Here is a 20,066-nt window from a genome sequence, read left to right as displayed (position 1 = left end):
CCCCCCCGGGCGCCGCGGGACCGGGGGAGTCCCCGGGGGACGTCCCCCGGGGACTCCACCGGACCGGGACACGGTGGTTCTGCGCTCATCCCGCGCCTGCGGGCACGCGCGAGGGTTCTCCGCACGGTCGGCCAACCCTTCCGGCTCGGTCATCGACGAGGCCGGTCACTCCGGCGACCGGCGGGTGGCTTCGGCACCAGGACACGATCTCGGACCCGGGCGGCTCGGAGGCTGCGAAGTGAACGTGGGATGCGGCCATGGAGGGCTCCCGGGTGCGGTACCAGCGTCACCACCAACACAGGCTTAGCAGGTGACGAACCTAGGTGCTCCGAAGAGAGGTAGTCAAGTGACGCTGTGTAAATTCGCGTTAGTAGTGTGACTATCACATCTACACATGCCCGTGACACGCGAGAAAAACCTGGTGTCCCGCCTCCCTGCCGGAATCGGAGCGTCCGGATCAAGGCCGCACCGGCCGCGGCGCACGTCGGGCCGAGCCGCGCGCCTTCCTCGCCGGCGGTTCCGCGGTGACCCGTGTCCGTACGGCGCGTCAGGTGTATGACTGGGGACGGCAGTGAACGGCACACCGGCGGGCGCTCGGCGCTCCGGTCGTGACCGGGGGGAGTCCGGGCCCGCCGTGCCGCGGGCGCCGGGAGGGAGCGTGGTGGAGCGCCGGGGACGGGGAGTGCGGAGCGGCCGGCTGCGGGCCCTGCTCCCGGCGGGCGCGGTCGCGGCCGGGCTGGGCCTGCTGGCGGTGGTGGTGCTGTACCTGCCGGGAGCCGTGGTCGACCACGACCTGGCGGGCGCGCGCATCGGGCCGAAGGACCGGCTGGGTGCGGTGAACGATGTCCGCGGCACCCTGTTGCAGGCCGTCGCCGGGCTGGCCGTCCTCGCCGGGGCGTACGTCACCTGGCGCCAGGTGCGCGTCGGCCAGGAGGGGCTGAGGGCCACGCGCGAGGGGCAGGTCACCGACCGGTTCGGGCTGGCGGTGGAGCAGATCGGCAGCGACAGCCCCGCCGTGCGCATCGGCGGCCTCCACGCCCTGTGGCGGGTCGCGGACCACTCCGAACGCGACCGTGAGGCCGTCACCGCCATCATGGCCGCCTTCCTGCGCACGCGCCTGCGGTGGCCGCCCACCGGGCCGGACGCGCCCGCACCGGACACACCGATCAACTCCGTACCGCCGCTGGAGACCCGCGCCCCGGACGCCCAGACGGCCCTGACCTGCATGGGGGTGCTCTGCGAGGGGCGCGAGCCCGAGTGGCTCAACCTCATCGCCACCGATCTGCGGCGTGCCGACTGCGACGGGCTGCACCTCCAGGGCGTCATCCTCGACCGGGCGTGCCTGGAGGCGGCGAGCCTGTTCTCCGTGGACCTGACGCGCGCGTCGCTGGCCGGGACCGTGCTGCGGTACGCCGAGCTGACGACGTCGTTCCTCCGCTCCGCCCGCCTCACCGGCGCGGACCTGCGCGGTGCGCTGCTGATCGAGACGGACCTGGCGGACGCCGACCTGAGCGGCGCGGACCTGCGGGAGGCCGACCTGTGCCGGGCTCGCGCGCCCCGCGCCTCGTTCCGCCGGGCGGACCTGCGCATGGCCGATCTGCGCGGCGCCGACCTGAGCGGCGCGGACCTGCGGGAGACGCGGTTGGAGGGGGCGCGGGCGAACAGCCGTACGCGCTGGCCCGAGGGCTTCGACGCGACGGCCCGCGGCGTCCTTGCCGCCGACGGCCCGGAATCCCCCACCAACCCCCTGTCCGGTCTCACCTTGCGCACCGACCTGCCGCCGCTGCGCTCGTACCCGTGACTCCGGCGCCCGCGGGCCCGCCGCGCTCCCGGGCCCCGCACCGCAGGGGGTGCTGCCCCGTCCGGCCGCGGAGGGGTCGCCCGGTCGTCCTGGTCACCCGGTCGTCCCGGAGGGGTTCCCGTGATCGGCGGGCCGGTGGACCCGCCCGGGCCGGGGCGCGTCATGCTGGAGCCGGAAGGACGCGTACGGACGGTCCACAGGAGAGACGGGGTACCGGTATGCGGCCGTCGACCGGCGGGAGGCTCGGCGCCGTCGGCCCGATGACTCGGGCGAGCGCGGCCCTGGCGGTGCTGTCGGTACTGGCAGCGGCCGCGGAAGCCGCCATCCCCCTGACCGCGGCGGAGGCCGCGACCGGCGTTGGCGCCCGGCCGTTCGCCGCTTCGGTGCTGCGGGCGCTGTCCGGCGGAGCGCTGGTGTCGGCAGCCTGTGTCGCGCAGTCGGCGCTGCTGGTCCTGTTCGTCCGAGGCGTCCGGCTCTGCCGGGGCCGGCTGCGCGGGCGGGCCCCGGGGCCGCGGACGGGCTGACCTCACGCCGCGGGTCCCGTCCGGCCTCCGTCCGCCGTGCCCGCGTGGAGTTCGTCGCGTCGCCGCAGCAGTTCGCTCCGGTGGCGTCGCGCGCGGGCCAGCAGCACCGCCGCAGCGGCGACCAGGGCGCCCCCGGCCAGCGCGGTCGCCGGGACCACGGGGCCGGCGGCGCGTACGGCGGCCACGGCGGTGCCGACCGCGGTGGTCAGCGCCGTGGCCGCCAGGGCGAGCCGGGCCGCCAGGACCCGGTCGCGGGCGAACAGCGGCCGGCGTGCGGCAAGGGTCCGGGCGGCGAGGGCGGCCCAGGCCAGTCCGACGGCGATCAGACCGGCGAAGGCGGCCTGGGTGCGTCCCGGGAGAGGCCGCGGTTCGGTGGCCCACAGCAGGGCGATCAGCGCGGCCGCGCACAGGCCGGCCAGGCCCACCGCCACGTACCGCATCCGCGTCGGCAGCGAGACCTCCCGGGCCAGTGCCCGCTCCAGGTCCCGCGGGGTCCGCCGGTCGTACTCGTTCATGCCTCGAATCCCCTCTCGGTCAAAGTGGTGCGCAGCATGCGGCGGGCGCGGACGAGCCGGCTCTTGATCGTGCCGACGGGCACGCCGAGCACGGCCGAGCAGGTGGCCAGCGGCAGGTCCTCCAGATGGAACAGGATCAGCACCTCCCGTTCCGGGGGCGGCAGTCCGTCCAGGCCGGCCCGGACCTCCATCCGGTCCAGCACCTCCTCGAGGCGGCCGTCGCCGTCCTCGGCGATGTCCCCGGCGATATCCCGGGTGATGTCCCCGGTGATGTCCTCCTCCCGCGGCAGCGGCGCCCTCGGTGCGGCGTAGACGTGCCGCAGGTGGTCCGCCAGCGCACGCCGCGCGATGGTGAACAGCCACGCGGCGAAGCGGGCCGGGTCCCTCAGCCGCGGCAGCCCGCGCACGGCCGCCACCCACACCTCCTGGGCGAGGTCGTCCGCGGTGTGCGCCGACCCCGCCATGTGGCGCAGATACCTCCACAGCGGGGCGTGCCACCGGTCCACCAGTTCGCCGAACGCCTCCCGCTCGCCCAGTTGGCAGCGCACCACCAGCAGCTCGTCGCGTCGTTCTTCCGCCACCGCGCCTCCACGTCCCGTTCCGGTTGTCACCACGACAGTCGGCGGCCCGGGCCGAAAGGTTCACGGAGCCGGGGCGGAACGCCCGCGCCGCCCGCCCGTTCCCCGGGCCAGGGCCGTCCGCGGCGCTCCGGGGCACGCCGGGGGAGCGCCCTGCGGGCGGTGGGGCCGGAACCGCGCCGGAAGGGAGCGGGCACGGCCGCCGGGGACGGGCAGACCGGTCGGCGTCCCGCGGCGTTCCTCTCCCTCGGGGTCTTCCGCAGGGAGGGCACGGGGAGGGCGCGGGGTGTCCTGATCGCACCCCTTGCCGCGATGACATGTCACCGTCATTCTGGGCGACGCGGCGGCTTCTACCCGCATAGACGGGGAGCCGCCCGCATCCGCTCAGCACGCCTGCACCGCATCCCGCTTCCGCTCCCCCACAGGAGATCCGCGTGATCAGACACCGGTTCAGAACCGCGGTCGTGTGCGCCGCCCTCTCCGCCCTCGCCCTCGGGACCGTCCAGGGAGTCGCCGCCGCCCCCGCACCGCCCGACGCCGCCCGGGGCACCGGAGCCGTCACCGGGACCGTCGCCGAGATCGAGGACGGCACCGCGCGCTCGCTCGCCTCCTCCCTCTCCGGGGCGGCCTGGCGGGCCCTGGTCCGCCAGGCCGCCCTCGCCTCGGACGAGGTCGACCTCGGCGCGCTCACGAGGAAGGCGTCCTCGCAGGCCGCGAAGGACTTTGGATCGGTGGTCGCGGACGCCGACCGGGAACTCGCCCGGGCCAAGGGGCTCGGCACGGCGAACGGCCTGCTGCGGCTCCGCCTCGCCGACGAGTCGATGCGCGGGGCGCTCAGGGCCGGGGCCGAGCCGCTGGTGGCCGCCGCCCCCGCCGACGACGACGCCACGGCGGTCACCGCCTACGACAGCGCGGGCCGCTCCCACACGCTGGACGCGCGCCGAGTCCCCGAGCGCCCGGTCTACGTGGTCGGCGTCGACGCCGGGCGGGCCGTCTCCGCGGGCATGGCCGTCCTGCGCGAGGAACTCGCCCGGCGCGGCCTCACCGCGCCCGAGCCGGTGGGGTCCCCGGACACCGCGAGCGCCGCGGGCGACGGCTTCTGGACCAGCCGCATCACCTCCGTCCGGCTGTCCGACGACGAGGAGCCCTGGATCAAGGGCGACGCCGAGGTCTACTCACTGGTGACCGGCTTCGGCCGGGACGGCAAGGTGCGCGTCGACCCGGTCGACATGCCGTACCTCGACGAGGACGGCAGGACGTACTACCCCAACCAGATCCTGGTCAACTGGTCGTACTACAAGTACGACCTCGCCGACGCCGTGATGATGGAGGAGGACGGCAGCACCGACTACCGGTCGCTCGCGAAGGCCATCGCCGACGCCCTGCTCGCCATCACCGACATGGGCGCCTACGTACCGCTGGTCAACGCGGTGCTGGACGCCATGCCCGACGACTGGTGGACCGACGACCCCGACTACGTGGACTCCTGGTACACCCTCGCCCGGAGCAACTCGGGTGCGTTCAGGGGGGCGCGGGGCAACGGCACCATGACGCTCGAACCGTACTGGGTGCCGGCCTTCTAGGCCGGCGCCCGCCGGACGGGGTGCCGTCGGGCGGGACGTGCCGCCGGTGTCCCGGGCGGGCCGAAGTAACACCGTGTTCTTGCGCAAGTCGATGAAATGTATTGCACGCGGCGGACGATGAGGTGTCGTCACCCCTCCGTGAACCGTCCCAAGGAGCCGCCGTGCTGCGGATCGTCACCCCCCTCACCACCCTGCCCTTCGTGCTCTTCGCACTGGCCGTGCCCGCCCGGGACGCCGAGGACGGCGACGGCGGCGGCGACAACAGCGGCGGCGGGCCCCCCTCGCGGCCCGGCCGTGCCGCGCCCTGGGGCTATGCCATCGCCGGCGACGGCGACGGCATGTACACCGTCCAGGTGCTCCCCCCGGAGGAACCGGACGACCCGCCCCGTCCCCGGCGGGGGGCCGGGGACGGGGCGCAGGTCCTCGGCGAAGCCACCGCGGGCTCCCGGTAGGGCGGGCCGGGAGGACGTCCCCGAGCGGACCTCCCGGCCCCCCTGGGAGGGATTTCGGTGGCTACGGCCGCCCCTGCGGGGTACGCAAGGCCGCGCCGTCCTCCCCGGGTCCGGGAGTCCGCACGGCCGGCGCGGGCCCGTGCCACGCCCCCACCAGGTCGCGGTAGAGGGCCGAGCGCTCCAGCAGGTCCTGGTGGGTGCCGGTCAGCGGCACGGGCCCGTCCATGAGCAGGACGCGCCGGGCCCGCAGCGCGGAGCTGATCCGGTGCGCGGTGACGATCAGGAGCCCGCCCCGCCGGGCGAAGGCGCGCTCCACGCGCGCCTCGGCGGCGGGGTCGAGGTGGCAGGTGGCCTCGTCGAGGAGGACCACGTCGGCGCGGGACGCGTAGACCCGCGCCAGGACCAGGAGTTGGCGCTCGCCGGCCGACAGGGCCGTGTCCGGCCCGACACGGGCGTCGAGGCCGCCCAGCCCTCGTACGAGGGGTCCGGCGCCGAGCGCGTCGAGGGCGGCGAGGAGTTCCTCGTCACGGGCCTCGGGAGCCAGGTAGCGCAGGTTGTCGCCGAGAGTGCCGTCGAAGACGTACGCCTCCTGGGGGACGAGCGCGATGCGCCGCGGCCCGCCGCCGGCGCCGGGGTCCGGCGGCAGCCCGTCCAGGAGGATCCGGCCCCGTGTGGGGCGGGTGATTCCGGCGAGCAGGTCGGAGAGCGTGGACTTGCCGATGCCGCTGGGGCCGACGACGGCGAGGTGTTCGCCGTCCTCCAGACGGAGGTCGAGGCCGTCGACGACCGGCTGGGCGTGCGGCCCGTACGAGAAGGCGATCCGCCGCGCCTCCAGCCGGGGCGGTCGGACGGAGGCCGGGGAAGGGGAGGCGGGGGCAGGGGAGGCCGAGGAAGGAGAGGCGCCGGCCGGGGGGCCGGAGGGGTCCTCCGGGGGAAGCGCCGTCGCCTCGGCCAGGCGGTCCAGGACCGCGGCCCACTGCACGCCCCAGGAGCCGACGATCCCGACGAGGGAGCGCAGGGCCGGTTCCAGCCCGGTCGTCAGGTAGGCGACGACCCCCACCGCCTGACCGGGGGTGAGGTCGCCGCGGCGTATCAGCCACGGAGCGGCGAGGAGGACCAGGAGGACGGGGAGGTACCCGCCCAGGGCGACGGCGAGCAGCCGCAGCGAACCGGTGAGCGCCAGGGCGCGGGAGGCCCGCGCCTCTGCCTCGACGACGGCGTCCCCGTGCCGGACGGCGCCGGGTCCGGCCCCGCAGGCGGCGATGTCCCTCAGCCCGGCCAGAAGGCTCTGCCCCTCCCGCGCGACGCGCTCCTCGGCGAGGGCCAGGGCGCGGTGGCGGGCGGCCAGTCGGCGCACCAGGACGGCGAGCAGGAGGAGGGCGGGGAGCAGGCAGCAGGCGACGAGGAGCCCGGCGAGCGGGGACAGGACGGCGACCCCGGCCAGGGCCATGAGCAGCGTGACGCACAGTTGCCGCACCCCGCGCACCAGGGCCCCGGTGAGGTTGCGGACCGTCTCGACGTGACCGGTCAGACGCGCGACCGCACCGGTGTCCGGCGTTCCGGCGGAAGGGCCCCGCGCGGCGCGGGACACCGCGGCCCGGACGACGGCGGTCACCAGGGCGTCGCGCAGCGGTTCGACGAGGTCCGCCAGATGGGGGAAGAGGCGCCAGGTCGCCCAGGAGCGCAGCGCGGCGGCCAGGAGGAGGGGCGCCAGCCACGCGGTCCCGGCCAGCGGACGGCCGTCGAGGAACCCGCGGTCCAGGGCGGCGGCGACCAGGGCCCCGGTGAGCAGCGCGGGAAGGGACTCCAGGACGGACCATCCCGCGATCGCGGTCAGGGTGCGGCGGCGTCCCCGCAGCGCGGTGCGCAGCAGACGGCGTCCGGCGGCGGTCACGGGCGGTCCTCCGGTCGGCGGGCGGGCGCCGGATCCGCCGCCCGGCCGGGGGCGGGGCCTCCCGGGGCGCCGCCCGGGACGTCGGGTCCGGAGAAGAGCGCGCGGTACCGCGGGTCCTGCCACAGCTCGGTGTGGTGGCCGCAGGCGCGGACCCTGCCGCGGTCCAGCCACAGGACCCGGTCGGCCGAGGCGGCCGACGAGGCCCGGTGGGTGATGTGGAGGCGCGTGCGGTCGCGGAGGTGGTCGGTGAGGACGCGGCCGACCCGCATCGAGGTGATGGTGTCCAGGCTGGAGGTGGCGTCGTCGAGGACGAGGACGGAGGCGTCCTGCAGCAGGGCTCGGGCCAGACCGAGGCGCTGGACCTCTCCCCCGGACAGCAGCGCCCGGTCGGTCGGGGTGGCGTACCCGAGGGGCAGACGGCTGACGAACGTGTCGGCGCAGGCGAGCCGCGCGGCCCGGACCACTGCGGCGCGCGGGGCGCCGGGGCGCCCGTAGGCGATCACCTCGTGGAGGGTGCTCCCCAGGAGGGCGGGGCGTTCGAAGGCGTACGCGACGCGGCGGCGCAGGGCCGCAGGGGGGAGCAGGGACAGCGGAACGCCGTCCAGGAGCACCCGGCCCCGGTCGGGGCGGGCCAGCCCGCCGACGACGGCGGCCAGGGTCGACTTGCCGGAGCCGGAGCGGCCGACGACGGCGGTGAGGGAGCCGGCGGGGAGGTCCAGGTCGACGGAGTCCAGGAGCGTGGCGGCGCCGCGCCGGACGGTCACGGCCCGCAGGGACACCGCACCGGCACGGGGGTGGTCACCGGCACCGGCACCGGTGTCGACGTCGGCCTCCGTCCCGGCGTCGGTGCCAGCGCCGGGACCGGTGCCGGGCGCGCGGGCGCCGTCCCCCAGCACCTCGGCCACGCGCCGCAGCCCGGCGCGTCCGCGGGCGAAGCCCACGAGGCCGTCGGTCTGCTCGAGGAACCGCAGGGCGAGGGTGGTGCAGGCGATGACGGCCAGCAGGTCCCCCGGTGAGATCCGGCCCGTGGAGACGCCGTGGCCGGCCACGGCGATCACCGCCGTCTGCACCACGGGTACGACGAGGAGCATCCGGGTGACGACCGTGCGCTGGACCCCCCAGGCGCCGCGTCCCGCCTCGGCCAGGGACGGCAGCGGGGCCAGCACCCGCCGGACCTCCCGGTCGGCGGTGCCGCAGGCCCGGATGGTGCGGGCGCCCGCCAGCGCGCCGACCAGCAGGGCGGCGATGTCGCCCTGGATCCGCTGGTACCGCAGGAACAGGTCCGCGCTGCGCACGGTCAGCGTGCGCATCAGCGCCAGGGCGGGCACCACGGCGAGCAGCAGCGTCGCGGCGGACCACGGGTCCAGCCCGAAGAGGACCGCCAGTCCTCCGACGGAGACGCAGCAGGCGACCACGGCCTCGGGCACCGCGGTGACCGCGAGCGCGGCCTCCTGCGCTCCGCCGACCAGGCGCCCGGTCAGGTCACCGGGGGAGAGACGGCCGGAGGCGGCGGGGCCGGAGGCGATCAGGTGGCGCAAGAGGGTGCGCCGCAGCCATCCGGTCACGGTGGCGGATCCGGCGCCCGCGGCGGCCTCGGCGGCGGAGTGGGCCAGGGTCCCGAGCGCGAGCAGCGCGCCCAGCACGAGTACGGGGCCGGTGGCGGGCCGCCCGGTCAGGACGGTGTCCGTCGCGGCGGCGAGCGCGGTCGGCACCAACAGGGCGGTGACGGCACCGGTCGCGCGGGCGGCCAAGAGGACGGAGAGCGATCCCGGGGCGCTGCGCGCGGCACGCGACAGCAGGCGGCGGGGCGGGCGGCCGGGGGGATCTGCGTCCCGGCTGTCGCCCGTGCCGGCGGAAGCCGGTGCCGGGTCGCGCGGTGCGGTGGTCACGGAGGCACCTCCTCGGGGCGGGACCGGTGTACGGGGGACGGGGGGCGTTCGGCGGGACGTGCCGCCGCCCCGGTCCCCGCCCCGGCCGGCGGCCGGGACAGGACAGGGCAGGGCAGGGCAGGGGTCGGGGTGTTGTTCCGGCGGAACCCGGTACAGGTGCCCGGCACAGGTGCGGGGGCGGAGCCCCGAAGGCCCGCCCCCGCACCCGCGTCCGGGATCAGAACCAGGTGAAGCCGCAGGTGAAGCCCGCGCAGGAGGAGTTCGCACCGCAGGTGGCCTCGCACGGCTCCAGGCCGGTCGGCTCGGTCTCGGGCAGCAGCTGCAGGGCGTCGAGGTCCAGCTCCATGTCGGTCATGGCTGATCTTCTCCTTGTTCGTGTCGGTTGTTTCCGTGGACCGCGGCCGATCGGCCGCGGGGTCTGTGGGCGCGGCGGTCCGTGGCGCGGGCGCCCCGCGGACCGGTCGCGCGGTGTCTCAGGCCGGCGGCCGGGGCGCGGGGCGGTCGGCGCCGGCCGTCCAGGGCCTGGGCCCCCCGTCCCGCAGCCGCAGGAGGAAGCCGACCGCTCCCGCCAGGCCGGTGGCCTGATCGCAGGTCACGTCGATGCCGGACTCGTCGGGCACCAGGAGCAGCCCGTCGCGGTGGACCGCCTTCAGGTGCAGGGCCCGGGCGGCCTCGCCCGCCCAGGCGCGGTACCGGGGCGCCTCCAGGACGTCGGCCAGGTCCAGGAGGAACTCGCCGTCGCCGGACAGTCCGTGGCACATCGCGGTGGAGGAGCGCCACAGGGACCGGTGCACGGCCGCGGCGGCGTGTTCGGCCAGTTCGCGGTGGCGGGGGTCGCCGGTGTGCCGCCACAGGCGGACCAGGAAGGTGCCCACACCGGACGATCCGCTGCACCAGTGGGTCCGGGGACGGCGGGAGGTGTCCGGGCCGTCGGGCCACAGCGCGGCCTGCCCGTCGTCCTGCACGCATCCGGTCAGCGTCGCCCCGGCCTCCAGGGCCGCCTCCAGGTAGGCGTCCTCGCCCAGGGCGAGGCCGGCCTCCAGCAGGAAGGCCCCGATGCCGGCGACGCCGTGGGCGAAGCCGTAGTGGACCAGTCCGGCGAGGTCGGAGTCGAAGGAGGCGGGGACGGGCCACAGCGGCCCGTGCTCGCCGGGCTCCGCCGCCCGCAGCAGGCCGTCGGCGCAGGCCCGTACCCGGTCGGCGAACAACGGGAGGCCGGTCGACCGCCACATCCTCAGCTGGGTCATGCCGGCGCCCGCCGCGCCGTGGCACACGTCGGGGTTGGGCCAGCGCACCGGGACGCGCGCGGCCAGCTCGCACGCCTGCTCCTGCAGCAGCCCGTCCTCCAGCAGCAGGCCCGCGTCCAGGAGCGCCCAGGCGGGTCCCGCGGCGCCGAAGTACAGGCCGGGCAGCGGTTCGGCGCGGGCGAGCACGCGGTCGGCGACCCACCGGGCCGTCGTGGCGACGGCCTCGCGCAGCCGTCCGTCCGCGCGGCCGGCCGCGGCCCGGGTCAGCACGGACAGGACGCCGGAGGCCCCGTGCTGGACGTTGCACGGATCGGTGGTCTCGCCGAAGCGGCCGCTGGGCCACAGGCGTTCGCGGGCGCCCGGCCGCATGGTCCGCAGGATGTGCTCCAGGCCGTCGTCGATCAGCCGCTCCCAGGCGCCGTCGTCCTCGCCCGTGCCGGCGTCCGGCGGTGCGGGCCGGTCCGGCCGTGCCGCCGCGGCCTCCGCGCCGCGCAGGAACTCCCGCACCCGCGGCAGGTCCCAGCGCTCCCGCGGACGGTCCGCGGTGAGGCCGATGATCAGCGGGGCCACCAGTCCCGCCGCGGGGTTGCGCGCCCCCAGGGCCCGTACGAGTCCGGCCAGCCGCTGGTGCCGGGTGCGGCCGGCCGGGGCGGTGGAGTCGTCCTCGGCCAGGACCGGGTCCACGCCGGTGGCGGTGAACAGCACGGTCGCCCCGAGCGCGAACAGGTCCGCGGTGACGTCCGGGGCCGGGCCGAAGCGGGGTGCCTCGACCTGCTCGGTGGGGGCGTATCCGTGCGTGAAGGCGCGGATGACGCCGGCGGCGGGACGGGCGGCGTGCTCGAAGTCGATCAGCCGGAGGGAGCCGTCGGGCGTGACCATGACGTTGTTGGGGGTGAAGTCCCGGAACACCAGGCCCGCGCCGTGAACGGCCGCCAGCAGCTCCGTCAGCAGTCCGGCCAGCCGTACGGTCTCGGCCGGCGTGGCCCCCGAGCCGTGGCCGGAGGCCGGGGCGGACCCGGAGGTGATCCAGTCCCTCAGCTTCACGCCGGGGACGAGTTCCTGCACGAGGAAGCCGTTGTCGTTCTGCTCGAAGAAGGCCACGGCCCGGGGGGCCAGCCCGGTGGACTCGACCAGGCGCAGCATCTCGGCCTCCTGCCGGAGCCTGGTGCGCGCGTCGGTGCCGTCCAGCGTCGCGCCGGCGAAGGGCCGGGCCTGCTTGACCACCACCCGGTCGCCCGTGCGGGTGTCGGTCGCCCTGAACACGCCGCCCTTGTTGGCGTGCCGGATCGCCTCGTGCACGGCGAAGCGTCCGGCCAGCAGCACGGGCCTGGGCGTGGCCGCGGCGGACCCGCCGTCCCGGCGCGCGGCGGCGCCGGCCGCCGCGGGGGGCGTGGGACCCGCGCCGTCCAGGTCCAGCGGTTCGGCCCACGGCGGCGGGCTGAACCGGGGCAGGCGGGCGTCCTTGACGACCTTTCCGTCGGGGGTGGTCAGCCGCGCCTCGCAGCCGCCGTCGTTGGTGAGGACCTGGACTCCGGCGAACGCGCCGTAGCGGTAGTGGACCAGGCTGCCGGGGCGGTAGCGGCGGTCGGAGAGGATCTCCGGCCCGGGCAGCCCCTCCGTGGCCCGGTGCAGGGCGTCCGCCAGGGTCCGCAGCTGGTCGTCGTCGCGCGGGTAGACCGTGATGAACTTCCCGGCCGCCGCACGGTCGTAGTGGGCGGAGACCATCTGCTCCACCCGGTCCAGGCCGCCCGCGAACTTGAAGGCGCAGCCGTGGGCCACCAGGATGTCCGCCGCCCGTGCCAGCACGATCGGCGCCGACAGGGGCGTGGCCGAGACGTGGAGCTTCCAGCCCTGCCGGCGCGGCAGGTGCCCGGGCGGCTCGACGCCGCACCAGAAGTCGCCGGCCCCGATCCGCCAGCCCGTCGCACCGCGCCGCCGCAGCGCCGCCCGCACCAGGTCCGGCAGCGGGTCGGCGCCGCCGGGCGGGACCTCCTCCCCGAGCGGGACGTCCTCCGCGGCCACGACCTCTCCGAGGCCCTCTCCGACGGCCTCTCCGGTCGCGGGCCGCCGCGCCGGGCCGGTCTCCTCCCGCTGCCGGGACACGGCGGCGGGACGGCCGGGGTTCCCCCCGGCGGCCTCCCGCCTCTCCGACGCCTTCACGGCACCCATGTCGTGCTCCCCCCGAACGACTGCGACGATCCGGTGTGCGTCCGGCCGTGCCGTCCGCTCCCCGTCGACGAGAAGCCTCCGCCGGCCGGGGCGGCGGCGACAGAGTGGCCGCCTACTCAATCCCCGGCCGGTACCTACTCACCGGCCGCCGAGCGCGCCCGTGCAACCACGGCCGGACCACCGCGCGTCTCACCTCCGGCCGACGGGGGGTTGTCAATGTCTGTCATCGAACAGGGCGCCCGCGTGCCCTTCACCGGACGCGACGAGGAGCTGGAGCGCCTGCGCGGGGGCCTGCGCGGGCCCGCCCGCAGGGGTGTGGTCATCACCGGGGCGAGAGGGGTGGGGAAGAGCAGGCTGGCCGGTGAGTTCCTCGACGAGGTCGCGGCGCGCCACCGGACGGTGCGCCTGCTGGCCACCGAGGCGGCCGCGGGCGTGCCCCTGTCGGCCTTCGCGCCGTTACTGCCCGCCGCGGCGAGTCCCGGCGAGCCGGACCGCCTCTTCCGGGAGGTGCGCCGCGCGCTGGCCGCTCCCGCCGGGGCGCCGCGCACCGTCCTCCTGGTCGACGACGCGCACCACCTGGACGCGTCCTCGCTGGCCCTGCTGTCCGCGCTGGCCGCGGACCCGTCCCTGTTCCTGATGGCCACGCTGCCCCACGGCGCCGAGTGGCCGGAGGTGTTCCGCGCCCTGTGGCACCAGGACGCCCTGGACCACCTGCGCCTGCACCCCTTCGACCGGGCCGCGACGGAGGGGCTGCTGCTCGGCGCGCTCGGCGCGCCGGTCGCCGCGCCCGCCGTGCGCGCGCTGTGGGAGGTCGGCCGCGGCAACGCGCTGTGGACGCGGGAACTGCTGCGCACCGCCGTACGCGAGGGGGCCCTGCGCCGGGTGGGCGGAGTGTGGTGCCTGACGCGTCCGCTGGAGCAGGCACCTCTCGACACGCCGCCCGAGGGCCCGCTGAGCCGCCTGCCCGGGGAACAGCGCACCGTGCTGCGGTTGCTCGCGCTGTGCGGGCCGGTGGGCCTGGACGACGCCCTGGCCCACCTCTCCCCCACCGCCCTGGCCGAGCTCGAGGAGCAGGACCTCGTCACCGTCACCGTGGACGGCAGGCGCCAGCGGGTCGCCCTGGCCCACCCGTGGCACGCCCTGCTGCTGCGCCACTCCACCCCCCGGGTCCTGGCCCGCCGGCTGCTGCTGGAGCAGGCCGCCCGGGTCCGCGCGTACGGGGCCCGGCGCGACGGCGACGCCCCGGCCCTGGCCCGCTGGGAACTGGACGCCACGGGGACCGCGGATCCGGAGCTGCTGGTCCGCGCCGCCGGCCAGGCCCTGGACGCCGGGGACGTCGAGAGCATGTGCCGCTTCGCCGGCGCCGCGCTGGACCGCGGGCCCCACGTACTCGCCGGCCTGATGCTCGGTGAGGCGCTGGGCCAGCGCGGGGACTTCGCCGAGAGCATCCCCGTCCTGGAGCGGGCGTTCGCCTCGGCCCGGTCGCCCGAGGAGGTGCAGGCGGCCGCGGCGGCGCTCTCCCAGCACCACCTCTACGGGCGGGGGGACTCCGACCGCGCGCACGCGGTGCTGGAGGAGGCCGCCGGCCGCGTCGGCCCCCTTCCGGCGCTGACCGCGTGCCGGGCCACGCTGCTCAGCGCCGTGGGCCGCAACCGGGAGGCGGCCGGGCTTCTCGCCCGGCAGCCGCTCCCGCCGGACGCCGCCGGTCCCGGCGCCGTCCCCGGCCGGGGCGCGCTCACCCAGGAGGACGTCCTGCTGATGCAGGCGCACATGCGCGTGCAGATGTCGGCGGGCCGTGTGGAGGAGGCGGTGCGCACCGGGCGGGACGCCTACGCGGTCCACCGTCGTCTGGCGGGCCGGTGGACGGCCTACTACCCGGCGCGCAGCCTGTACCTCGTGGCCGCGGCCCTCCTGGAGTCCGGGCGCCCGGACGAGGCGGAGCGGACCGCCCGGGAGGGTCAGGAGGCCATGCGCGACGCGGTCCCCGCCCTGACCGTGTGGTTCGCCTGGGTACGGGGCCGCATCGCCCTCGAACGCGGGCGGGTCGCCGACTCGCTGGCCCACTTCCGCGAGGCCCGCGCCCTCGCGCAGCTGTGCGGGCAGTCCTTCGCCGAGCAGCGGGCCCTGGCCGGCGTGGTGCTGGCGTCCGCCCACGCCGGGCGCATCGCCCCGGAGGCCGGGGAGCTGGCCCCCGCCGCGGGCGGGTCCGCGTCGCCGCTGTGCCAGAGCGACACGCTCCGCGCCCGCGGCTGGGTGCTGCGCTCGGAGGGGAGGACCGCCCAGGCGCGGCACCTCGTGCTCAAGGCCGCGCGGGACGCGCTCGCGCGGGAGGAGGCGACCGCCGCCACCGCGCTCCTGCACGACCTGGTCCGGTGGGGCGACGGGGAGGCCGCCGCCGACCTGCGGGCCGCCGCGGCCCGGGTCCAGGGCCCCCTCGCGGCGGCCCGGGCCGCGCACGCGGCGGCCGTGGCGCAGGGACCGGACGCGGCCGCGCTGGAGTCCGTCGCCGACCGCATGGAGGAGATGGGCCTGCGGCTGTACGCGGCCGAGGCGCTCGCCACCGCCGCCGGGGCGTGGCGGCGCCAGGCCCGCGGGACCCGGGCCACCCGGGCGGCGGCCCGTTCGCTGTCCCTGCGCCGGCAGTGCCAGGACCCGGCGACCCCCGCGCTGGCCGAGGCCTCCGCGCCGGCGCCGCTGAGCACCCGGGAGCGGGACATCGCGCTGATGGCCGCCCGCGGATGCACCAGCCGGGAGATAGCCGAGGCGTGCGTCCTGTCGGTACGGACGGTGGAGAACCACCTGGGCAGGGTCTACCGCAAGCTCGGGATCGCCGGCCGGGCGGCGCTGGCCGGCGTCCTGCTGGTCTGACGGCGACGCCTTCCGGGCCCGCCACCGGCGGGAGGACGCCGACCCGCCGTCCGTGTCCCTCCCGCGCGGGGCCGTTCCCGCCCTCCCGGCCGGTTCGCCCGCGCGGAGCGCGCCCCCGGCCGGGAGGACGTCCCGCCGTGCCGGCGCACCGGCACGCTCGTCACCGCCGGGATCGGCCGCGGCTCCTTCCGCCGCCCGGTGGCCACGGGCCCCGGCCGCGCGGGTCGCCGGGGAGGGGACCGGGCGGGAAAAACGGGTATCCGGGAGATATGGCTACAGATGACGCGAACAAGGACGTAGAGGACTGGGTGACGGGCGAGGAGCCGGCCACCGGCCCGCAACTGAGCTACCTGCACACCCTGGCCCGGGAGGCCGGTGAAGAGGTGCCCCGGGACCTCACCAAGGCGGAGGCGTCACGGATGATCGACCGGCTGCAGCAGGCCTCGCCGCGCACCACCGGCTCGGGCGGGGCCGGAGGGGAGTCGTCCGCGGACGGGGGCGACACCGCCACCTGACCCTCCGCGGTCCGCGGCCACGGGGCCCCGGCCGGGCGTGCCGCCGCCACGGGAACGCGGACCGGGCGGAACGGCGGGCCGGAGCCGCCCCGGGGCCCGGCGCGCGTCGGCCGTGGTGCGCCGCTCGACGGCTCCGGCCCCCCGTCGGCGCGTTCCGTACGCCCCCGGCCGGGGCGCTGAGTCCCGGCGGGGGGCGTACGGGAGCCGGGGCGCGTCGGAACTCGCGCCGGAAGATCCGGAGCGGTTCGGTCAGGCCCTTGCCCTCCGGCGCGGCCGGATGCCCGGTCGCGGTGTCCGCCGCGACCCCTCCAGCCGGCCGCGCGAGGAGGTCACCAGAAGTGCCGGTGTCCGGCCACGGCGTGTCCCGTGGTGCCCAGGAGCCACAGGATGGCGCCGATCACCAGGAGGACGACCCCGATGGTCCACAGGATCGATATGTCGGCGATGAGGCCGATGGCGAGCAGAATGACGCCGAGGATGATCATGACATCTCCTACGGAGTAGTGCTCATTCATTATGTATCCAAAATCCCGCCAAGAACAGATTTGTCCCTCTTGGCCAAGAGGCTCCTCCGGGAAGCGCGGACGGGTGGCGTCCCCGCCGACGGCGGCCGTCGGGGTCCGGGGCCTAGGTCGCGGACGCAGCGGGCCGGTGCTTTCCGAGGGGGCAGGGGTGAGGGAGGCCTCGCCTCCCCCTGACGTACCCTCTCCGCGGTGGTCCCGCGGGCGTTGAGGGGGAGCGGTGGACAGACGGAGGCTGCTGGCCGCGGCGGCGGTGATCCCGGCGGCGGCATGGCCCGTGTCCGGCTGCGCCCCGGCGGAAACGGGCGGACGGCGCCCCGCGCCGGGAGGCGGCCGTCCGGTGGCTCTCGTGTACCGGGGACCCGAGTCGGTCCCCGGTTGCCCCGAAGCCGCGGCGGAGCTGGTGCGGAGCGCGCCGGGGCCGTTGCGGGCCGTGTTCTGCGGCCCGGACGAGGAAGTGCCGCTCACCGCGGCCTCGCTCGCCGGCTGCGCGCTGTACGTCCAGCCCGGCGGTGGCGACCTGGAGCGGGCGTGGGGTGCCATGCGGCGCCATGCCGACGACATCCGCGCCTACGTCCACGGGGGCGGCAGGTACCTGGGCATCTGCCTGGGCGGTTACCTAGCCGGCCGCGACCCCGGGTTCGGGCTGCTGTCCGGCCAGGTCGACCAGTACATCGTCCAGCCCCGCGCCGCCGTCCGCGACAGCCGGGACACGGTCACGGCGGTCACCTGGCGGGGCGAGCGCCGGCACCTGTACTTCCAGGACGGGCCCTGCTTCACCCCGCGCGCCCGCGACCACGTGCTCGCCACCTACGAGGACGCCGACGGCGGCGCGTGTGCCGCGCTCGTCGCCCGCTACGGCTCCGGCCGCGTCGGCGTCGTGGGGCCGCATCCCGAGGCCGACCGGCAGTGGTACGACGACGAGGGCCTGCCCGTTCCGGCCCGGACCGGCGCGGACCTGGGCCACGACCTCCTGCGGACCACGCTGGGCCCGCTCTGAGTCCGGGCCTTCCGGGCCGCCCCGGCGCTGGGGGCGGGCCCGGCTCGCGGACGTCAGACGAGGCGCTTGCGGCCCCACAGGAAGACGAACACCGCGACGGCGGCGGTCAGGGCGAACAGGACCGAGGCGCCGAGCCACTGCATGCCGCCCATCTGCGAGATCGGCAGGTACTCCACCGACCAGCCCACGACGTCGGCCTCCTTCAGGCAGGCGTCGTGGGCCTTCTCCGACGCCTCGTTCGCGCAGGTGCTCCAGCCGAGGGTCTCCCCGGAGCCCGTGACGTACGACTGGTCGATCTGGTACGCGGCATGGGGGATGTCCGGGAACGCGTCCTCGCCGACGCCCTGGTCGGTGGTGACCGTGACGACCCGGCCGAGGTCCAGCCTGAGGTGGGCCCACACCAGCTGGACGGCGACGGCGAAGCCGAAGGTGACGACCATGGCGAGCAGGGTGCGGCGCACGAGCATGCCGATCGTCACGCCGCCCACGACGGTGAACAGGGCGAGCGCGACGGGCACGGGGCCGGTGTTGTCGAAGGCGGCGCCGGAGGTCCACTCCAGGACGGTGACCTCCTCCCTGACCGGTTCCCACCACCAGCCGAAGGCGACGGAGAGCGCCGCCGTGCACACGACGACCACCAGGGCGGTGATCCCGAGCTTGGTGGCCAGCCACCGGACGCGGCTGACGGACTGGGAGGTGACGAGTTTGGCGGTGCCGTTCTCCAGGTCGCCGGCGAGCAGCGGAGCACCGAGGAAGACGCCCAGCAGGATGGGGACGAAGCCCAGGCCCAGGGTGACCGCCTGGAACGCGGCGGCGTGCGGTTCGATGCCCTCGAGCCACCGCTCGGACGCCGCGTGGGGCCAGCCGCCGGCCGTGAGGTGGTCCACCAGACCGGTGCGCCGGTAGGCGATCCACGCCGCGGAGAGGACGGTGGCGGCCAGGAGGGTCCAGTAGGCGGCCCGGTGCTGCCGCCAGACGAGCCAGGTCACGCCGCTGAGACGGGGGCCGCGGGCGGCCGGCGCGGGGGACGCGGTGGGCCTGCCGGCCCCGGTGGCCGCGGCCTTGGTCATGGTGCTCACGCCGCCACCGCCCGCGAGTCGCCGGTGCTCGGACGCCGGCCCGGCACCCGGGCTTCGGGGCTGATGAGGGGCGGTGCGTCGGGAGAGCGCAGATAGGCGAGCAGGAGTTCCTCCAGGTTCGGGGAGTCGGCCTCCCACTGGCCTGCGACCGGGCCGTCGGGACGGACGAGCGCGGTGACCTGGCGACCGCTGGTGCGGCACTCGACGACGGTGTGGGCGGCGAGTTCCGCCGGGACGCCCTGGTCCCGCCCCTCGCCCCCGCCGCTCCGGGCACCGCGCAACAGCACGTGGGCACTGCGGAGTTCGTCCACGTCACCGGCCATGCGCAGGCCGCCCGAGGAGATGAGGAGGAGGAAGTCGCAGACGTTCTCCAGCTCGGTGAGCATGTGGGAGGACATCAGCACGGTGGTGCCGTGTTCGGCGGCCTCGGCCATCAGCGTGCCCATGAGCTCGTGGCGCACCAGGGGGTCGAGGTCGGACATCGGCTCGTCGAGCAGCAGCAGGTCCGGGCGTTTGCCGAAGGCGAGGGCGAAGGCCACCCGGGTGCGCTGCCCGCCGGAGAGGGTGCCGATCCTCGCGTCCATGGGCACATCGCCCGCGCGGACGATGTCCTCGGCGGCCCGCTGGTCCCATCCGGGGTTCAGCTCGCGGCCCAGGCGCAGCGTCTCGGCCACGGTGAAGCGGCGGAACAGCGGCTTCTCCTGGGCGAGGAACGAGGTGCGCCGCCCGGCCTCCGCGGACTCCGGTGCCGCGCCGAACACCTTGAGGGTGCCCTCCGTCGGCTCGAGCAGATGGGCTGCGATCGCCATCAGCGTCGTCTTTCCCGCCCCGTTGGGGCCCACCAGCCCGCAGATCCGGCCGGCCGGCAGCCGGAACGAGCAGTCCCGCAGGGCCCAGCCCCGCCGGTACCTCCTGCCCACCCCGTACGCCTCTATCGCCGACTCCTCCGCCGGTCCCCCGGCGTCCATGCCGTCCATGGAATCAGTCACCCCTGCCCCTCGTGGTCGAACTCTCCGCTGTCACGGCGGCCGCCGTGGTCCCGGCGTACCGCTCCTCCAGGACCGACGCGACCAGCGCGGCCACGTCCTCCCGTTCCAGACCCGCCTCGCGCGCCCGCGCCATCCACGCCTCCAGCTCCCCGCGCAGCGGTGAGTCGGCGCCCGCCTGGGGGCGGGCCAGCGACCGGCGCACGAAGGTGCCCAGGCCGGGCCGTGGTTCGACCAGGCCTTCGCGTTCCAGCTCCCGGTAGGCCTTGAGCGTGGTGTTCGGGTTCACCGCGCAGGTCTCGGCGACCTCCTTGGCGGTGGGCAGCCGGTCCCCCGGCACCAGGACGCCCAACCGCAGGGCCTGCTTGGTCTGCTGGACGATCTGCTGGTAGGCGGCGATCCCGCTCCGTCTGTCGATGCGGAACTCCACGACCGCGTCTCACCA

The 20,066-nt window shown here is 76.6% G+C and carries 17 protein-coding genes; 7 read left to right on the top strand and 10 right to left on the bottom strand.

The genetic code is table 11. From position 1 onward, the window contains the following. Window positions 1-658: 658 nt before the first annotated feature. Window positions 659-1,801 (top strand): pentapeptide repeat-containing protein, encoded by a 1,143-nt coding sequence (locus tag QC029_RS01055; RefSeq protein WP_279553341.1) that lies wholly within the window; start codon window positions 659-661, stop codon window positions 1,799-1,801. A gap of 260 nt (window positions 1,802-2,061) precedes the next feature. Further along, window positions 2,062-2,325, top strand: a complete 264-nt coding sequence (locus QC029_RS01050) for a hypothetical protein (RefSeq protein ID WP_279553340.1) — start codon at window positions 2,062-2,064, stop codon at window positions 2,323-2,325. 2 nt (window positions 2,326-2,327) lie between these two features. Here QC029_RS01050 and QC029_RS01045 read toward each other — a convergent pair whose 3' ends face one another. Together QC029_RS01045 and QC029_RS01040 are read right to left on the bottom strand one after the other, a co-directional pair. Beyond that, the gene (locus QC029_RS01045; protein WP_279553339.1) at window positions 2,328-2,840 is read right to left on the bottom strand and encodes a transmembrane transport protein; all 513 of its coding nucleotides are present in this window, start codon (window positions 2,838-2,840) and stop codon (window positions 2,328-2,330) included. Then, the gene (locus QC029_RS01040; protein WP_279553337.1) at window positions 2,837-3,421 is read right to left on the bottom strand and encodes an RNA polymerase sigma factor; all 585 of its coding nucleotides are present in this window, start codon (window positions 3,419-3,421) and stop codon (window positions 2,837-2,839) included. The genes QC029_RS01045 and QC029_RS01040 overlap by 4 nt, the downstream gene beginning before the upstream one ends. Window positions 3,422-3,852: 431 nt before the next feature. Here QC029_RS01040 and QC029_RS01035 point away from each other — a divergent pair, with 431 nt between their 5' ends. Both QC029_RS01035 and QC029_RS01030 read left to right on the top strand, forming a co-directional pair. Continuing rightward, window positions 3,853-5,001 carry a DUF3103 family protein gene (locus tag QC029_RS01035; protein ID WP_279553336.1) on the top strand — a complete coding sequence of 383 codons (1,149 nt, stop codon included), beginning with the start codon at window positions 3,853-3,855 and terminating at the stop codon, window positions 4,999-5,001. Between the two features lie 161 nt (window positions 5,002-5,162). Then, window positions 5,163-5,453 carry a hypothetical protein gene (locus tag QC029_RS01030; RefSeq protein WP_279553335.1) on the top strand — a complete coding sequence of 97 codons (291 nt, stop codon included), beginning with the start codon at window positions 5,163-5,165 and terminating at the stop codon, window positions 5,451-5,453. Window positions 5,454-5,514: 61 nt separating this feature from the next. On the opposite strand, the gene QC029_RS01025 is transcribed toward QC029_RS01030, so the two are convergent. The 4 genes from QC029_RS01025 to lanL form a co-directional block, all read right to left on the bottom strand. Continuing rightward, on the bottom strand, window positions 5,515-7,347 hold the full coding sequence (locus tag QC029_RS01025; RefSeq protein WP_279553334.1) for an ABC transporter ATP-binding protein: 1,833 nt from the start codon (window positions 7,345-7,347) through the stop codon (window positions 5,515-5,517). Next, the gene (locus QC029_RS01020; RefSeq protein WP_279553332.1) at window positions 7,344-9,236 is read right to left on the bottom strand and encodes an ABC transporter ATP-binding protein; all 1,893 of its coding nucleotides are present in this window, start codon (window positions 9,234-9,236) and stop codon (window positions 7,344-7,346) included. Before QC029_RS01020 ends, QC029_RS01025 begins: the two co-directional genes overlap by 4 nt. A 217-nt stretch (window positions 9,237-9,453) precedes the next feature. Then, window positions 9,454-9,591, bottom strand: a complete 138-nt coding sequence (locus QC029_RS01015) for an ALQxL family class IV lanthipeptide (RefSeq protein WP_279553331.1) — start codon at window positions 9,589-9,591, stop codon at window positions 9,454-9,456. Between the two features lie 118 nt (window positions 9,592-9,709). After that, window positions 9,710-12,652, bottom strand: coding sequence for a class IV lanthionine synthetase LanL (gene lanL / locus QC029_RS01010; protein ID WP_279553330.1), 2,943 nt, complete (start codon window positions 12,650-12,652; stop codon window positions 9,710-9,712). A 216-nt stretch (window positions 12,653-12,868) separates the two neighbouring features. Here lanL and QC029_RS01005 point away from each other — a divergent pair, with 216 nt between their 5' ends. Both QC029_RS01005 and QC029_RS01000 read left to right on the top strand, forming a co-directional pair. Then, entirely contained in the window at window positions 12,869-15,520 is a 2,652-nt protein-coding gene (locus QC029_RS01005; protein ID WP_279553329.1) for a LuxR family transcriptional regulator, read from the top strand. 269 nt (window positions 15,521-15,789) lie between these two features. Further along, window positions 15,790-16,035 carry a DUF3072 domain-containing protein gene (locus QC029_RS01000; RefSeq protein ID WP_279553327.1) on the top strand — a complete coding sequence of 82 codons (246 nt, stop codon included), beginning with the start codon at window positions 15,790-15,792 and terminating at the stop codon, window positions 16,033-16,035. Between the two features lie 329 nt (window positions 16,036-16,364). Here QC029_RS01000 and QC029_RS00995 read toward each other — a convergent pair whose 3' ends face one another. Continuing rightward, window positions 16,365-16,520 carry a DUF6131 family protein gene (locus QC029_RS00995; protein ID WP_279553326.1) on the bottom strand — a complete coding sequence of 52 codons (156 nt, stop codon included), beginning with the start codon at window positions 16,518-16,520 and terminating at the stop codon, window positions 16,365-16,367. A 376-nt stretch (window positions 16,521-16,896) separates the two neighbouring features. On the opposite strand from QC029_RS00995, the gene QC029_RS00990 reads away from it, so the two are divergent. Next, window positions 16,897-17,556, top strand: a complete 660-nt coding sequence (locus tag QC029_RS00990; RefSeq protein WP_279553325.1) for a BPL-N domain-containing protein — start codon at window positions 16,897-16,899, stop codon at window positions 17,554-17,556. Window positions 17,557-17,609: 53 nt separating this feature from the next. On the opposite strand, the gene QC029_RS00985 is transcribed toward QC029_RS00990, so the two are convergent. The 3 genes from QC029_RS00985 to QC029_RS00975 are packed head-to-tail and all read right to left on the bottom strand — an operon-like array spanning window position 17,610 to window position 20,051. Continuing rightward, window positions 17,610-18,626, bottom strand: a complete 1,017-nt coding sequence (locus QC029_RS00985; RefSeq protein ID WP_279553355.1) for an ABC transporter — start codon at window positions 18,624-18,626, stop codon at window positions 17,610-17,612. A gap of 5 nt (window positions 18,627-18,631) precedes the next feature. After that, window positions 18,632-19,603, bottom strand: coding sequence for an ABC transporter ATP-binding protein (locus QC029_RS00980; RefSeq protein WP_279553354.1), 972 nt, complete (start codon window positions 19,601-19,603; stop codon window positions 18,632-18,634). Window positions 19,604-19,616: 13 nt separating this feature from the next. Then, window positions 19,617-20,051 (bottom strand): GntR family transcriptional regulator, encoded by a 435-nt coding sequence (locus QC029_RS00975; protein WP_279553323.1) that lies wholly within the window; start codon window positions 20,049-20,051, stop codon window positions 19,617-19,619. Window positions 20,052-20,066: the final 15 nt, after the last annotated feature.

Source organism: Streptomyces sp. DH37 (assembly GCF_029813835.1).
GTDB lineage: Bacteria > Actinomycetota > Actinomycetes > Streptomycetales > Streptomycetaceae > Streptomyces.
This window is presented reverse-complemented; position numbering and strand designations above follow the sequence as displayed.

Excerpts from the sequence above, each read along its gene's own strand:
- QC029_RS01050 (WP_279553340.1), top strand. The coding sequence starts at position 2,062 with ATGACTCGGGCGAGCGCGGCCCTGGCGGTGCTGTCGGTACTGGCAGCG.
- QC029_RS01045 (WP_279553339.1), bottom strand. The coding sequence starts at position 2,840 with ATGAACGAGTACGACCGGCGGACCCCGCGGGACCTGGAGCGGGCACTG.
- QC029_RS01015 (WP_279553331.1), bottom strand. The coding sequence starts at position 9,591 with ATGACCGACATGGAGCTGGACCTCGACGCCCTGCAGCTGCTGCCCGAG.
- lanL (WP_279553330.1), bottom strand. The coding sequence starts at position 12,652 with ATGGGTGCCGTGAAGGCGTCGGAGAGGCGGGAGGCCGCCGGGGGGAAC.
- QC029_RS01005 (WP_279553329.1), top strand. The coding sequence starts at position 12,869 with ATGTCTGTCATCGAACAGGGCGCCCGCGTGCCCTTCACCGGACGCGAC.
- QC029_RS01000 (WP_279553327.1), top strand. The coding sequence starts at position 15,790 with ATGGCTACAGATGACGCGAACAAGGACGTAGAGGACTGGGTGACGGGC.
- QC029_RS00995 (WP_279553326.1), bottom strand. The coding sequence starts at position 16,520 with ATGATCATCCTCGGCGTCATTCTGCTCGCCATCGGCCTCATCGCCGAC.
- QC029_RS00985 (WP_279553355.1), bottom strand. The coding sequence starts at position 18,626 with ATGACCAAGGCCGCGGCCACCGGGGCCGGCAGGCCCACCGCGTCCCCC.
- QC029_RS00980 (WP_279553354.1), bottom strand. The coding sequence starts at position 19,603 with ATGGACGCCGGGGGACCGGCGGAGGAGTCGGCGATAGAGGCGTACGGG.